The organism is Vibrio sp. L5-1 (genome assembly GCF_021728315.1).
GTDB classification, from domain to species: Bacteria; Pseudomonadota; Gammaproteobacteria; order Enterobacterales; family Vibrionaceae; genus Vibrio; species Vibrio splendidus_K.
Window position 1 is genome coordinate 799,518 of record NZ_JAKKCQ010000002.1, and the last position, 15,009, is coordinate 814,526.

Genomic DNA, 15,009 nt, shown 5'->3' on the forward strand with positions numbered 1-15,009 from the left:
GCACTCACTTATTCGATTGTACAAATTTGCTTTATCGCCAAAGCACAAAGTTAAAAGCAATCAGATCAACGCATCTTAATATACTGACCTGGGGTGTAACCGTTGGCTTTCTTAAAATGTCGATGAAAATGGCTTTGATCGTGAAAGCCACACTCTTGAGCAGTGTCCGAGATCGAATGCCCTTGCTTTAGCAACTTACGCGAAAGCCTGAGTCGGGATTGAATTTGATATGCATGTGGCGGAAGACCAAATTCTTTTTGAAAGGAGCGCACCAAGTGAAATGGGCTTAAAGCCGCAAGCTTCGACAATTCTTCCAATGACACATCCGCTTGTGGAAAATCGTCTAAAAACTCTTTCACTAGAATAAGTTGCCGTTGAGTTTTTCCATCTAATTGAGGTTTAAGGCTCGATTTACCATGTCGGCTAATCAGTTTAACCAACATCCCGTACATTAAGGTTTCTCTTAGCAGGCGATTATCTGATTCATCAATCGTGTTGAAAACTAATCTGAGTTGATTGGCGAGTTCAGGATCTTCAACCACCGCTCTAGGGAAGTAAGGAGCCCCGTAATTCGGCAGATTGAGTTCCTGCGTGATTTTGACAAGTTGTTCTGGCAGTGGATACATTGCACGATACGCCCAACCACCTTCGGTAGCAGAATGACCGCTATGAACTTCATCAGCGTTAACCAGAATGATGGCATCTTGAGGCGCGACATGATGCCCTCCCGTTCGATAGAAGCGCTGAGCACCCTGCTCAATCACACCGAGAGTGTAACCTTCATGGCTGTGACGTGAGAAGTTTTGCTTTTCATATTCTGCATTGAGGATTTCAAGGCCACCGAGTTCTTCTGTGATCTTGTATTCGGCTTTCTCTTTAGAACGCTTTTTGTTATCCATAACCATCCCCAAGCCTTTTAATTATCGAGCGACTTATCAGTCTACTCTATAGGCTCTCACAACTTTTGTACAAAATTGCGCATTAAGTCGTTAATACCGTTTTCGTCGTTGGCTTAATAACGCTTTCTAACTGGGAGGAAAGTCTTGGTCTATAACTAGTTGGCGAGAAATTGACAAATTAGTGTGGCAATCATGGCAATACTCTCTTCTAATCATCGGCAACAGACCTGATACACCATGAAAAATACGCTAATCCTTTTCTTTTTCCTGAGCCTAACTGGGTGCACACACAATCAATCCAAAGCTTTAAGTATGAACTCCTCGTCAGTCAATACGTATCCTCAATCGATGTCGAACCTGCAACTGTGCGACACCTTGTATTACGGGCGCTCAAGCAACCAAACACTCGCAGCGATTGGCAGTGAGTTTAATCGCCGAGGGCTGTCAAAAAGTTGGTGTGATATAGAAACCAACAAGCTCTACTTAACAAAGACAATTGATTGGGTTGCTGACCAAGTAGAAGACAAAGAAGATTCAGACGAAGAAGCGTCTGCTGTTGTGTTGCCTGCGAATTAACGCCGTTTACTAAAAACGGCTTTGTGATGAAGATTGGGGGCGATATACCACTCAAACCTTTGCCAGTTTAATACGGCGCCACAATCTTCCATCGATGGCCGACAAGCCAATAGCGATCAACAACATGCCAACAAAGTGAATAACTTCTAACGACTCATTGAGGAACAGAGAACCAAGCAAGATGGCGGAAACAGGCACTAACAAGGTAACGAGTAAAACATTGGTCGCCCCTGCCAGTTCTAGAATTTTAAAGTACAGAACATAAGCGACCGCTGTCGATAAAACTGCAAGCCCAGCGATAGCCGCCCATGTATCTCCACTCATTGCTACAACACCAAGTGGGCCATCCACCATTAACGCAACAGGGGTTAAAACAATCGTTGATGCTGTTACTTGCCCTGCCGCTGTGATAATCGGATTGATCTTCATAGCTTTGAATCGACGACCGTACACGCCTGCAAAGGCGTATGACAAAGCAGCCGCGATGATTGCCAACTGAGCAATAAAACTGCCACCTCCGCTCAGAGCAGGCAACCCTATCATCACAACCACACCAACAAAACCAATGCCGACACCCACGAGTTTTAGCGGTGTTACACGCTCATCAGGTAATAGTATTCCTGCCACCACAACCGCGAAGATCGGTGTCGCTGCGTTAAGGATCGACGCTAGCCCAGACGCGATTTGAGTTTGCCCCCATACGATAAGCGCGAACGGGACGATATTATTAAGTAAACCCATTCCTAAAAAGGCCCCCCAAACACGCAACTCTTTAGGCGGGCGAAGCCCTATCATCAAAGCAATAATCCACAAAGTGATGGCAGCAATTCCCACTCTAAGCGCGACTATGGTTAACGGAGGAAGATCAGTAACCACAACACCAACGAAGAAGAACGATCCTCCCCATAGCATGGAAAGAACAATCAGCATTGCCCACACACGGGCATTCATTGAGATATTAATAGTCGATGTCATGGTTCAGTTCACTCTTGAATAATTGGTATATGATCAATCTTAGCGACCCACAGAAATACAAAACATCCGATTTTTGCGTTATATCTATATTGTTCAATCCAAGAGCGATTGAACCTCAAGTGCTTATAATAAAATTAGTTAGCAAGAAACGGATGGAACCATCACCGAACATGCGGTTAGATAGTGATAGACCAGTAATTAAGTAGAGATTAAGCCATGCCAATGCCACCAGAACTCGAAATGAGAAAAGCGATAGCCGTCAGAGACAAGTCTTTCGACGGGCAATTTTTCTATGGTGTTATCACTACGGGTGTTTATTGCTTGTCATCGTGTTCTGCGAGGCCTGCAAAACCTGAGAACTTGAGGTTCTTTGAAAGCATTGAAATGGCGATGTTGGCAGGCTTCAGGCCATGCAAACGCTGCCACCCTTTTCCGGGAAACTCTCGAGTAGAAAAATTGGTAGAAGTTGCACGTCACATTGAAGCGCACGCTGATGAGAAACTCACACTTTCTCGCTTAGGTGAAATTGCGGAATTATCTCCCTCACGATTACAAAGGCTGTTCAAAGAAGCATTCGGAGTGTCACCTAAAGCGTATCAAGATGCCGTTCGAATGCGTCACTTTAAGAGCTCTCTAAAACAAGGAGACGGCGTAACCGACGCCATCTACGCCTCTGGTTTTGGCTCAATTAGTCGTGTCTATGGAGAAGCAACTCGCAACATCGGTATGGCACCAAAAGCCTATCGAGCAGGAGGCGCTGGCGAAACAATCAATTATGCATGCCGCCAAACCTCACTCGGTTTCATGATGATGGCCGCGACCGATAAAGGCGTCTGTTTCGTGCAATTTTGTGACAATGAACAAGCACTATTAGAGCAATTGAGTAGCGAGTTCCCAAAAGCCGAACTGACAATTTCTGCGTCACTAGATACGCCCGAGTTGGATTTCTGGATAGAAGCACTCGATCAGCACATCAGTCAAGGCGCCCCAAGACCTGATTTGCCACTGGATATTCGAGGAACTGCATTTCAGATTAAGGTATGGCAGTTTTTATTGAGCATCAAAGAAGGCGATATTGTGAGCTACAGTGAAGTAGCCGATGAGATCGACAAACCAAAAGCCGTTCGAGCTGTAGCATCAGCTTGTGGTAAAAACCGGATTGGCGTGCTGATACCTTGCCATCGGGTTCTGAGAAGTAATGGGGAGCTAGGTGGATACCGTTGGGGATTGGAACGTAAACGCGCGTTATTAGATAAAGAGCGATTAGTACGAGACAAGTAAGCGCTAGAGTAGCGAATCAATAGACTTGAAGACGTTATTTAAAACTACAATTAAAAAGCTTCAGATAGCAAAAAGCCGCTCGTTAAGAGCGGCTTTTTATATGGGTGGAAGCCCCAGCCACATCCCGGCACACACGTCGCCTGCTGCGGCTGCTCCCTTCCAGGCCTGACCGAGTTCACAAGTTAGTGTTGCGGGAGGACCAGAGCCTCCATAGATTCTTTTTCTAAGAGGCTTGCCTCAAAGAGTGATTGGATTATTAAGCATCGCAGCAACCATTGCAAGCTCTTCGACCCTATTTTTGAACAATTGCTGTCTAAGTGCTTATCCTTTATTCAAACCACTAGAGAATCGCAGGTAAATTCACCATTTACCTGCGTTCTAAGGGCTTGAGTTTCTGTGGTGCTAGATATCGATGTCTTCGTTATCTTCGGTGCGAAGGATGTAATCTGTCATCCATGCCGTGCCTAACAGGCACAACCAAACCACAAATACCGGGCTTGGAACCTCAATGCTTGGGGTAATCACCAGAGCAGCAAAACCGACCGTTGGTAATGTCCAACACAATAGCTTATTCCATCGGAAGGTTTTCAAACGCGTCAGTGTTTCCATCGATGCCATAATGCCTGTAACACACAAGGCAACCAAAGCTGCATAAGGTAAGTCGGCTATCCACAATGGAAGAATCAAACCTAATGACCACCAGCTGTGTCGGCTGGCTGGTTTAAGGTGATTCGCTGCCCACCAAATCACAATGATCGACAAAGTCTGTAGTGTGGTAATCCAGGGAGCGCCATCAAGCTTACCTGCTGACTGCGTTACCATAATCCCGACTTGCAAAGTTGCTACAATCAAGCCAGAAATAATCACGACGGATAAACTACTGCGTTTTGAAAAGACCACCATAAGCAGTGGAAATAATACCCACGCACTGACAGACAGCGTGATGGGTTGTAAAGGCAGGGTCAAACCATAGGCAGTCATGGATGCGAGCAAAGCTAACCCTGCGATGCCTCCCTGCGGTAAGATCCATAAAGCAGGAATAACCATTGCAAGTACTGGGATATCTCCCTCACTTAAACTGATTGCTCTCGCGCAAACAACCGCTAATAATGTGGTTATCAAGAACTGAAACGTTGAAAATACCATAGCCCTCTCCTTCTACCGATCCGTGGTATTAATGAACTAGGAACTTTTAGTATGGACCAATTTTTGCCCCAAATCTTTGCTGTGATTCACCAAATTCCATATGGGAAAGTAACAACTTATGGAGACATAGCACGTTTTTCAGGTTTTCCGGGCTATGCACGACATGTAGGTAGAGCATTAGGCAACTTGCCTGAAGGAAGTAAACTACCTTGGTATAGGGTGATTAACAGCAAAGGTGAGATCTCTTTGAAGGGTGATTCGTTTGATCGCCAAAAGAAGCATCTGGTCGAAGAAGGGGTTGAAGTGAGTGACGCAGGAAAGGTAAAACTCAGAATATACAAATGGCAGCCCTAGAGCTGCCATCAATTACATAACTAGTTAATAAGTTAATAAGTTAATAAGTTAATCAGCTAATCAGCTAATCAGCTAATCAAGATGCCTTGATATGGCATCCATTCCTAGTTAACGAACACCAACCAAGCGCAAGTCTGCTTGTTGCGTGTTTTCTACATCAGTAATTACAGACTTAATTGTGTCTGTTGTGAAACGTAACTTACCGTCGACATGAATCGTTGCGCGCATGTTGTAACGGTGGTTAGCTTGAATTTTGTTGTTGTCGTAGCTCAATTCGAATGCGAAAGGTACTTGCTTACCATCAGCTGTGAATTCTTGAGTCGCAATCACCGTTGATGGTGCGTCAGCAAGTGAAATATCTTCTAGCGTTACGGTAATAATTGCATTCTCTGGCAATGCAATTCGTTCACGATAGCTTACTGTACCTGAAATCACCTGGGTATTCTCTGCAACGGCTTCTTGAGAAGCATTCGTTTCTGATGTTGCTTGGCAACCAACCAATAGGCCAAACGATAATAAAGACGTAATAAAAATTAGAGCCTTTTTCATATTCAATTTCTCTCAACATGTTTGTCGGAATCGACAAATCTACGGCCTAATTATAAGAGAGCTTTCATATTCTGTCTCGAAACCCTATGATTTATTGACAGATATTTGACTAAGCTAAATGATTAGCACACTAATCTGACACCCATTTTACGAAGAGGAATGCTGGCGATGAGTCAACCTTTACAAGAATTACTCAGTTTACTTCAGCTAGAAAAGCTGGAAGAAGGTTTATTCCGAGGGCAAAGTGAGAACCTAGGTCTTCCCCAGGTTTATGGCGGTCAGGTATTGGGACAAGCGCTTTCTGCGGCTCGCTATACCGTTCAAGACGACCGCAGTGTTCACTCGTTCCATAGTTACTTTCTGTACCCTGGTGATCCTGAAAAGCCAATTATTTACGATGTTGAAAACCTAAGAGATGGACGCAGCTTTAGCACACGTCGTGTTAAAGCAATTCAAAATGGCCGCCCTATTTTCTATCTCACAGCTTCTTATCATGGCGATGCTCCAGGCTTTGAACACCAAATTGCAATGCCTGATATTCCAGGGCCAGAGAACTTTGCATCAGAAACCGAGTTAGCGAGCCATATCGCTGAATTCTTACCAGAGAAGCTACGCAAAACCTTCTGTGGAGAAAAACCGATTGAGATGCGCCCTGTTACGGTCGTTAATCCACTAAACCCTAAAAAAGCCGAAGCGAAACAATACCTGTGGGTAAGAGCAAATGGTGCGTTGCCAGACAACCAGCTTATTCACCAATATTTGTTGGCATACGCGTCTGATTGGGGTTTCTTGGTGACAGCGCTTCACCCTCATGAAGTATCGATCATGACGCCAAACTTCCAAGTTGCGACGATTGACCACTCTATTTGGTTCCACCGTCCATTCAAAATGGATGAATGGCTGCTATATGCGATTGAAAGCCCGACCGCGGCCAACACTCGCGGCTTAGTACGTGGTGAGATTTACAACCAAAAAGGTGAGCTAGTCGCGACAGCCGTTCAAGAAGGTGTGATGCGCTTTACCAAGTAACGAGCAAACACTTTTTATAACTGTGAGCATTTTTTAAAAGCGACGTACATTTTTAGAAACGGCGAACAAGCGCGTTCAAACCCAAAAGGGGCTAGGTATCATACCTAGCCCCTTTTTAGTAACGCTGACGAAAGAACGTCACACAAAAACAGTAAAGTCTATTCAACCTCTAACGTCGGCTCGAGTTCACTTTGTACGCGCGTTTTAATGCCATCTCCCGCGTCTCGCAGTAAATTAAATGGTGATAGCACCACTCCTTTCACCGCTCCTTCTGCTGCGCCCTGAGCTAATTCTCTACTCTTATCTGCCAACAAATTCGCTTGTACCAAAATATCCGGTACTTCCGCTCTTAGCATTTCAGATTCAGTAATAATCACTGGAATGGTTTGCTCTCGATAAGATTTACTCTCAGCAAGCATTGGTGGCATCACATCGACACGATATCGCTTTAATTCCGTCAATGTTGGAGGAATCACATCGGTTCTAACTTGTTCGACTTCTGTTCGAACACTCTTAACTTCATCTAGAATGGCGGGGATTTTTCTATCGACCGATGAAACGGTGTTATTGACTTGAGCGATGGTTTTTCTCACATCTTCAACCGTCTCTAATACTTGAGGAGCAAGTTCATCAACATGCTCAGCAAATGCCAACCACTCTTCAACTTTGAGTTCCTTGGTCAGTACCGATAAGTCTTCGATCACCTGCGGGTAAGTATCAACGATTTCACCAACTTTATTGGTAAATGAGTAGATGGTGTAACCCAAATAAAAAATGGCGACCGCCAATACCAGCTGGATAGCAGTAGATACTTTTGCAAACATGAATAGCCCTTTTCTTTATCGCAGAGGCGACATCTAAACTGAGACGATGGTGAGTGTTTTATCAGACACTGCTTAAAGCGGCAATGCTGTCGTGTACTTCAATGGTTCCATCGCAAAAGTCGATGTCACGTTAGAGATACCATCAATGCTATTCACTAAGCGTTTGTAGAAATCATCAAAGCACTTCATGTCTTTCACTTGAACCTTCATCATATAATCATACTCGCCCGCCATACGGTAGAACTCCATCACCTCTGGAAATTCAGACACGGTGTTTACAAAACGACCGTACCACTCATGAGAGTGATCGCTGGTTTTAATCAACACGAACGCGGTAAAAGAAAGGTCGAGTTTTTCAGGATTCAACAACGCGACTTTTTTCTCAATAATGCCGTTCTCTTCAAGTCGCTTAAGCCTTTTCCAACAAGGCGTGGTCGTCAAGTTGACCGCTTCAGATATGTCATTCAACGACAGCGTGCTGTCCTCTTGTAACAGCCTTAATATCTTTTTATCTACGGCATCTATCACAATTTCACCAAACCACTTTTAAAGAGAATAATTTTCTACAATTTAAGCAAAACAAAGGAAATATGGCAAAGTTTTTCTCCTTAGATATCGCTAGATTATAACCATACCAATTACAAATAATTCCTACTTAGTATCAAGAGAATGCCTATGTGTACTGACCATCAATGGATTAACAACGCGATTCGTAAAATTGAAGCTGATTACCAACGCTCAGCGGATACGCACCTGATCAAGCTCGATTTACCTAGCGTAGAAGGCATTGATATTTATCTTAAAGATGAAAGTACACACCCTACTGGCTCTTTGAAGCATCGTTTAGCGCGTTCTCTGTTCTTATACGCTATCTGTAACGGTTGGGTTGGCTCAGAAACAACGATCATTGAATCTTCATCGGGTAGTACGGCGGTGTCTGAAGCGTACTTTGCTCGCCTACTTGGTCTTCCGTTTATTGCGGTAATGCCAAAATGCACAGCGAAGAAGAAGATTGAGCAGATTGAATTCTACGGCGGCCAAGCGCACCTTGTTGATCGCTCAGATGAGATTTACGATGAGTCTCGCCGTTTAGCAGAAGAGTTGAATGGTCACTACATGGACCAATTTACTTACGCTGAGCGCGCAACCGACTGGCGTGGTAACAACAACATCGCGAACTCGATTTTCAATCAAATGCAGATGGAAGATCACCCAGTTCCGGCATGGGTAGTAATGAGCCCAGGTACTGGCGGTACTTCTGCGACTATTGGCCGTTTCATTCGCTACCAACAGCATGAAACTAAGCTTTGTGTTGTCGACCCAGAGAACTCAGTATTCCTCGAATACTTCCAAACAGGCAATGCGAACGTGAAAGGCAATACATTCAGCAAGATTGAAGGTATTGGTCGCCCACGTGCAGAACCAAGCTTCATTCCTGGTGTGGTTGACGAAATGCGTAAAATCCCAGACGCAGCAAGCATCGCAACGACACATTGGTTGTCTGATATTCTTGGCCGCAAAGTTGGCGCATCAACCGGTACTAACATGTACGGTGTGCTTCAGCTAGCCAGTGAGATGAAAGCGCGTGGAGAGAAAGGTTCTATCGTGACTTTGCTATGTGACAGCGGTGAACGTTACCTAGACACTTACTTCAATGACGAGTGGGTAAATCTGAATATCGGTGACCTACAACCTTACGCGGCGAAGCTAGAAGCTTTCTCGCAAACGGGTGAGCTGGCTTAAGATCGAAACTAGCATTCATAGCTAAGACAATGTACAAAATTAAAAAGAGCCCTGATGGGCTCTTTTGCTATATGCGGTTTGTTCTAAGTGCTGCTTGATCTATAAATCGTTGCTGCTAAATCGACAAATTATTCTGGCTTCTGCTTCGCTTCAAATGCTGCTAGCTGTTCAGGCGTCGCCTTTGGCTGATGGTTTTGTTTCCACTCATCGTAAGTCATGCCGTATACGCGCTCACGAGCGTCATCGATATCCAAGTCTAGGCCTTGTTGCTCAGCTTCGGCTTTGTACCACTTGCTGAAACAGTTGCGGCAGAAGCCCGCCAAGATCATCAGGTCGATGTTTTGCACATCTTTGTTGCTATCTAAATGTGCTAACAGGCGACGAAAGGTTGCTGCGTCTAGTTTATCTTGTTCTTCTTGAGAAAGATCTTTGTATTTAAATTCAGCCACTTTACTTTCCTTTAGTATTTGTTTTCTTGTATTCATTCATTGAGCTGTACTCGTTATACAAAAAAAGCCTGCCATTCGCTAGGAGCAAACGCAGGCTTTTCAATATTGTTACACTATTCCATGTTCATTAACCGTGCGTATTCATTAACCGTGACTACTTCTACCCACGTTGTCATGGCTCAGCTCTTTATTTAGAACTGCTTCCACATGGCCAGGTGAACGCGTCGTACCCGAAACCAGTCGATACATCGCAGGGATAACGAACAGAGTAACTAAAGTCGCAAAGCCCATACCAAAGAAGATAACCGTACCCACAGCCACTCGGCTTTCATAGCCAGCACCTGTCGAGGTAATCAATGGAATCGCACCGGCTAGCGTCGTAAACGCCGTCATTAAGATTGGGCGTAAACGTCGCGCTGAAGCATCGATGATCGCTTTTTCAAATTCGATACCACGGTCACGAAGTTGGTTAGCAAACTCCACAATCAAAATACCGTTTTTGGTTACCATACCGATCAACATGATCATACCGATTTGGCTGTACACGTTAAGACCTTGGCTCATCAACACTAAGCCTAAGAAGCCACCGAAGATTCCCATAGGAACCGTGAACATCACGACTAACGGGTTGATGAAGCTTTCAAACTGCGCAGCCAATACCAAGTACGCTACCAACATCGCTAGCGCGAACACCACTAGGATACTCGATTGATTCTCTTTGAAGTCTTTTGACTCGCCAGAGTAGCTTACCGAAATATCACCTGGCAGTTGCTCAATCGCTTGCTCGTCAAGGAAATCCAGTGCATCACCCAGCGTGTAACCTTCCATTAGGTTGGCTTTGATAGTCACCGATTTTTGCTTGTTGTAGTGCGACAAACGAATCGACGACGCAACTTCTTCAATGTGCGTCAATGTATCTAGTGTTACTAGCTCACCAGACCGAGTTCGCATATAGATTTGGCTTAAATCATTAGCATTGTTAAAGCTGTTTTCATCACCACGAAGGTAAACATCGTACTCTTCACCACGGTCAACGAACGTAGTTTCGCTGCGCCCGCCAAGCATGATTTCTAACGTATCTGAAATATCCGAAACGCTAACGCCTAACTCGGCTGCACGTTGCTTATCTACGGTTACCAATAACTCTGGTGTTTTCTCAGAGTAATCGATGTCCGCACCTTCCATCATTGGTGAGTCTTCAGCCGCTTGCTTTAACAGTTCGCCCCACTTCTGAAGCTCAGAGTAATCAGAGCCGCCCAGTACGAATTGCACAGGCTCACTTGAACCACCTTTGAAGCCAGGCATGAACGGGAATACACGTACATCAGGAATGCCATTTAAAGATTTACGAACTTCGTTCAACGCTTCCTGAGCGGTCTCTTCACGTTCATCCCAATCTTCCAGGATCATGATAACGAAGCCCGTTTGGTCACCCGCATTACCACCAAACGCTGGTGATTGGATGCTGAATGACTTCAAGAAGCCTTGACCAAGCAGCGGCATTAGGCGTTCTTCAACGATGTCCATGTTGGCAGACATGCGGTTATAACTGGTTGCATCGGCGCCACGAACAAACGCAAATATAACGCCGCGGTCTTCTTGTGGAGTCAGTTGCGACGGCACTTGTTGCATTAAACCGTAGCTACCGCCCATACACGCGATAATGATGATTGGAGCTGCCCAACGCCAATTCAAAGCACGACGCAGTACCGCTTTATATCCAAGTTCTAACTTGCCAAACACACGTTCGATAAATAGGTTGAAACGATTCGGCTTAACATTCGCTTTTAGGATCTTACTGCCTAACACTGGTGTTAGCGTCAGTGCCACCACCGACGAGAAGATCACCGACATCGCGAGTAACACTGAGAACTCTGTAAACAGAAGACCGACCATGCCATCCATAAATGAAATTGGTAGGAATACCATCACTAGCACTAACGTAGTTGCGATTACCGCGAAACCTACTTCACGCGTCCCTTTATAGGCCGCAAGCAGTGGCGACTCTCCACGTTCGATGTGATGGAAAATATTCTCGACAACCACGATGGCGTCATCTACTACTAGACCAATCGACAGGATAAGTGCCATCAAGGTAATCAGGTTAATAGAGAAACCGAAGTAGTACGCGGCAATAAATGACGAAATCAGAGATACCGGAACCGTTACCGCTGGAATCAGCGTTGCACGCGCTTGACCTATGAAGACGTAAAGCACGAGGATAACTAAACCACCCGTAATAAAGAGTGTGCTGTAAACCTCTGAGATCGAACGATCGATAAAGACAGTTGAGTCATAGTCGACCGCCAGTCGAGTCCCGTCAGGCAGGAACTTTTGAATCGCTTCTACTTCTTTATGGACTAAGTCAGCAACCTCAAGTGGGTTCGCATCTGACTGAGGCACAATACCCATACTAACGTTAACAACGCCGTCACTCTTAAAGGTCGAGTTCTCGTTTTCTGCGCCAATGTACACATCCGCTACGTCTTTTAAGTAGATAGGTGTGTTATCAGAGGCACGTTTTACCACTAGGTATTCGAAATCTTCCGCTTCAGTGTAAGAACGAGCGGTACGAACCGACATCACAATCGCATCGTTACGTACTTCACCACCCGGGCTTTCAATGTTCTCACTTTTTAGCGCAGAAGTGATGTCCGAAGTAGTAACACCACGGCCAGCCATCTGAGCAGGTTTCAGCTTCACATACATTACTTTGTATAAGCCACCCGAGATATCCACCGAGCTCACACCAGAAATCAAACTAAAGCGGTCAATCAACACACGTTCGGTGTAGTCGGTTAACTGCGTTCGGTCCATCTCAGTCGAGCTTAAGTTAATGTAGACCGAGGCTTCACCACTACCATTGTTCTTATAAACAATGGGGTCGTCGGCTTCATCAGGCAATGATCGCTGAGCACGAGCGACTGCATCACGCACATCACTCACCCCCGTATTGAGGTCGTAACCAAGCTCAAAGGTAATAGTGATACGCGACATGCCGTTACGCGTCGTGGATTCAATTTCATCGATGCCACTGATACCGGATAATTGGTCTTCAAGATTGGAGGTAATCTGGCTTTCAATGATAGTGGCCGACGCACCCTCATAACGAGTACTGATCGACACCACTGGACTTTCAATATCTGGCATCTCACGAACAGCAAGTTTATTAAATGAGACAATACCAAACACAACCAAAAGCAGGCTCAATACGATAGCCGCTACTGGTCTCTTTACAGAAACATCAGATAACAACATTAGTTCGTACCTTCTTGTGCTGCTGTATTTCCATCAAGGTTAGCTGTATCGCCGTCAGGTTTAGCTGGGCGATTAACGGCGAGCTCTTGAACCAACACTCCGTCACGCATGTTCACGATACCTTGCACTACGATCTTCTGACCAATCTCGATGCCTTTATCAATCACGACTTCGTTATCGATACGCGCACCCAAGAACACTTCTGTTCGAGTTGCCTTGTTATCCTCGCCAATCACATAAACAAAACGCTTCGTACCTGAGTACTCCAACGCTTGAACAGGGATAATCGGTGCTTCGACTGGTGGGAAGTCCATATCCGCGGCCACTAACATGCCCGGCTTCAAGTAATCATTGTTGTTATCAAAGTGGATTCGAACTCGTAAATTCAAGGTTTCAGCGTTAATACGAGAATCAATGCCTACCACTGTGCCAGTAAACTGAGTCTCGCCCCATGCACTGGTGCGAGCCGTCACTGTCATGCCTTTAGACAGCTTAGAAAGGTAGCGCTCCGGAATTTGAAGGTCTAACTGCATCACAGACAAATCATCTAAGGTCACGAGTTCAGTGCCTGCTGTCACCATTTTACCGCGGCTAAAGTCGATAAAACCGACAGTGCCAGAGAAAGGTGCACTAATGTGTAGATCTTTAAGGTTAGCATTTGCGGCAGCCAATCGAGCATTGGCAATTTCAACATTGGTTTTCTGCGCGTCAATTTCAGTTTGCGTAATCGCATTCCGTTTAACTAATCGTTGGAACTCCGCTAGCTTACGTTTTTCGTCTTTTAGGTACGCTTGAGCCTCTGCAACCGCGGCCTTGGCTTTGTCATCATCTAATTGAACCAACATCTGCCCTTTAGTGACGTCTTGGTTGGCTTTGATGTTGATAGAGTCAACTCTACCAGCCACTTCAGAAGTAATGATCACAGATTGTTCGGCTTCTAACTTACCGACCAAAGAAAGAGACTGGCTAACTTGGTGAATATCAACCTGCTCAGTAACAACAGTAACAGTACTTGGGCCCATGCGTTTTGCGAGTGCGGCTGGAGACGCCATAAGAATCGACAAGCTAAGCAGGGTTAAAACAGATTTATGCTTCATAATAATGGTCTGCAAGTAAGATTTATTATCTATAAATGAAATTAACCGTATTCTATCAACTGATGAATGCTGTAACGTCAAGAAGTGTAAATCTAGGTTAAATTCCATTTACGTTTCTTCGCCAATAACACAAACCAAACACAATACAGAAAGTCAGTTACCTCAAGGTGTTACCTGTCACTACGTAAACCTGAGCGTAGGTGTTCACTTCACGAGCAATATGCATACTTTTCGCCATCTTTGCCCAAAAAGGCAGCATTTAACACAAAACCATAAGAAAAACTCTTTACAGGTTTAACGTGTTTGCTATGATGCGCTCCGCACTTGAGAGATGCGTTGGGAAAAACATCTCTTTAGCCTATCCATTATGAGATAGGAAAAAACACCCTGGAGGGGTTCCCGAGTGGCCAAAGGGAGCAGACTGTAAATCTGCCGGCTCCGCCTTCGATGGTTCGAATCCGTCTCCCTCCACCATATTCTTCTTACCTCTTTTAAGAGTTAAGAGAACAACCTGATTGATGGGCTTATGGGAAAACATCAATTTAGGCTTACTTTGTGAAAAGTAAGACACACCCTGGAGGGGTTCCCGAGTGGCCAAAGGGAGCAGACTGTAAATCTGCCGGCACTGCCTTCGATGGTTCGAATCCGTCTCCCTCCACCATATTCTTCTTACCTCTTTTGAGAGTTAAGAGAACAACCTAGTTGATGGGCTTATGGGAAAACATCAATTTAGGCTTACTTTGTGAAAAGTAAGACACACCCTGGAGGGGTTCCCGAGTGGCCAAAGGGAGCAGACTGTAAATCTGCCGGCACTGCCTTCGATGGTTCG

The 15,009-nt window shown here is 45.0% G+C and carries 14 protein-coding genes, 3 tRNA genes and 1 other RNA gene (1 of these 18 cut by a window edge); 8 read left to right on the forward strand and 10 right to left on the reverse strand.

All coding sequences use genetic code 11. The annotated features are described in order from the left end of the window. Positions 1-65: 65 nt before the first annotated feature. A complete protein-coding gene (locus L3V35_RS10425) occupies positions 66-899 on the reverse strand; it encodes an AraC family transcriptional regulator (RefSeq protein WP_237299596.1) in 834 nt (277 codons plus the stop codon). A gap of 237 nt (positions 900-1,136) precedes the next feature. Here L3V35_RS10425 and L3V35_RS10430 point away from each other — a divergent pair, with 237 nt between their 5' ends. Continuing rightward, a complete protein-coding gene (locus tag L3V35_RS10430; RefSeq protein ID WP_081008974.1) occupies positions 1,137-1,475 on the forward strand; it encodes a hypothetical protein in 339 nt (112 codons plus the stop codon). 51 nt (positions 1,476-1,526) lie between these two features. Here L3V35_RS10430 and L3V35_RS10435 read toward each other — a convergent pair whose 3' ends face one another. Continuing rightward, complete coding sequence (locus L3V35_RS10435; protein WP_237299598.1) at positions 1,527-2,450, reverse strand: DMT family transporter; 924 nt, start codon at positions 2,448-2,450, stop codon at positions 1,527-1,529. 216 nt (positions 2,451-2,666) lie between these two features. Between L3V35_RS10435 and L3V35_RS10440 the strand changes: the two genes are divergently transcribed. Further along, the gene (locus tag L3V35_RS10440) at positions 2,667-3,731 is read left to right on the forward strand and encodes a methylated-DNA--[protein]-cysteine S-methyltransferase (RefSeq protein WP_237299600.1); all 1,065 of its coding nucleotides are present in this window, start codon (positions 2,667-2,669) and stop codon (positions 3,729-3,731) included. A 108-nt stretch (positions 3,732-3,839) separates the two neighbouring features. Here the strand turns inward: L3V35_RS10440 and ffs are convergent. Continuing rightward, positions 3,840-3,936: signal recognition particle sRNA small type (ffs, locus tag L3V35_RS10445), an RNA gene on the reverse strand. A gap of 197 nt (positions 3,937-4,133) precedes the next feature. Then, on the reverse strand, positions 4,134-4,877 hold the full coding sequence (locus L3V35_RS10450; protein WP_017073556.1) for a hypothetical protein: 744 nt from the start codon (positions 4,875-4,877) through the stop codon (positions 4,134-4,136). Between the two features lie 51 nt (positions 4,878-4,928). Here L3V35_RS10450 and L3V35_RS10455 point away from each other — a divergent pair, with 51 nt between their 5' ends. After that, positions 4,929-5,231: an MGMT family protein gene (locus L3V35_RS10455; protein ID WP_017073557.1), complete on the forward strand. Its 303-nt coding sequence runs from the start codon at positions 4,929-4,931 to the stop codon at positions 5,229-5,231. Between the two features lie 108 nt (positions 5,232-5,339). On the opposite strand, the gene L3V35_RS10460 is transcribed toward L3V35_RS10455, so the two are convergent. Then, entirely contained in the window at positions 5,340-5,780 is a 441-nt protein-coding gene (locus L3V35_RS10460; protein WP_102553108.1) for a YbaY family lipoprotein, read from the reverse strand. Positions 5,781-5,948: 168 nt separating this feature from the next. Here L3V35_RS10460 and tesB point away from each other — a divergent pair, with 168 nt between their 5' ends. Beyond that, positions 5,949-6,809: an acyl-CoA thioesterase II gene (tesB, locus tag L3V35_RS10465; protein ID WP_029224851.1), complete on the forward strand. Its 861-nt coding sequence runs from the start codon at positions 5,949-5,951 to the stop codon at positions 6,807-6,809. A gap of 158 nt (positions 6,810-6,967) precedes the next feature. Here tesB and L3V35_RS10470 read toward each other — a convergent pair whose 3' ends face one another. Then, positions 6,968-7,633, reverse strand: a complete 666-nt coding sequence (locus tag L3V35_RS10470; protein ID WP_237299602.1) for a hypothetical protein — start codon at positions 7,631-7,633, stop codon at positions 6,968-6,970. A 72-nt stretch (positions 7,634-7,705) separates the two neighbouring features. After that, positions 7,706-8,161, reverse strand: coding sequence for an Lrp/AsnC family transcriptional regulator (locus L3V35_RS10475; RefSeq protein WP_010439581.1), 456 nt, complete (start codon positions 8,159-8,161; stop codon positions 7,706-7,708). Positions 8,162-8,308: 147 nt separating this feature from the next. On the opposite strand from L3V35_RS10475, the gene L3V35_RS10480 reads away from it, so the two are divergent. Next, positions 8,309-9,376 (forward strand): PLP-dependent cysteine synthase family protein, encoded by a 1,068-nt coding sequence (locus L3V35_RS10480; protein ID WP_016784689.1) that lies wholly within the window; start codon positions 8,309-8,311, stop codon positions 9,374-9,376. A 128-nt stretch (positions 9,377-9,504) separates the two neighbouring features. Here the strand turns inward: L3V35_RS10480 and L3V35_RS10485 are convergent, their stop codons facing one another. From L3V35_RS10485 to L3V35_RS10495, 3 genes are all read right to left on the reverse strand, one after another. After that, positions 9,505-9,825, reverse strand: coding sequence for a DUF1244 domain-containing protein (locus tag L3V35_RS10485; RefSeq protein ID WP_010439576.1), 321 nt, complete (start codon positions 9,823-9,825; stop codon positions 9,505-9,507). Between the two features lie 144 nt (positions 9,826-9,969). Beyond that, complete coding sequence (vexH, locus tag L3V35_RS10490; protein ID WP_237299604.1) at positions 9,970-13,083, reverse strand: vibriobactin export RND transporter permease subunit VexH; 3,114 nt, start codon at positions 13,081-13,083, stop codon at positions 9,970-9,972. Then, positions 13,083-14,180 carry an efflux RND transporter periplasmic adaptor subunit gene (locus L3V35_RS10495; protein WP_237299606.1) on the reverse strand — a complete coding sequence of 366 codons (1,098 nt, stop codon included), beginning with the start codon at positions 14,178-14,180 and terminating at the stop codon, positions 13,083-13,085. The genes vexH and L3V35_RS10495 overlap by 1 nt, the downstream gene beginning before the upstream one ends. A gap of 389 nt (positions 14,181-14,569) precedes the next feature. Here L3V35_RS10495 and L3V35_RS10500 point away from each other — a divergent pair. The 3 genes from L3V35_RS10500 to L3V35_RS10510 form a co-directional block, all read left to right on the forward strand. Then, positions 14,570-14,654 (forward strand) — tRNA-Tyr (locus L3V35_RS10500). 102 nt (positions 14,655-14,756) lie between these two features. Further along, positions 14,757-14,841, forward strand: a tRNA-Tyr gene (locus L3V35_RS10505). Positions 14,842-14,943: 102 nt separating this feature from the next. Continuing rightward, positions 14,944-15,009: transfer RNA gene (locus L3V35_RS10510), tRNA-Tyr, on the forward strand (it continues 119 nt past the right edge of the window).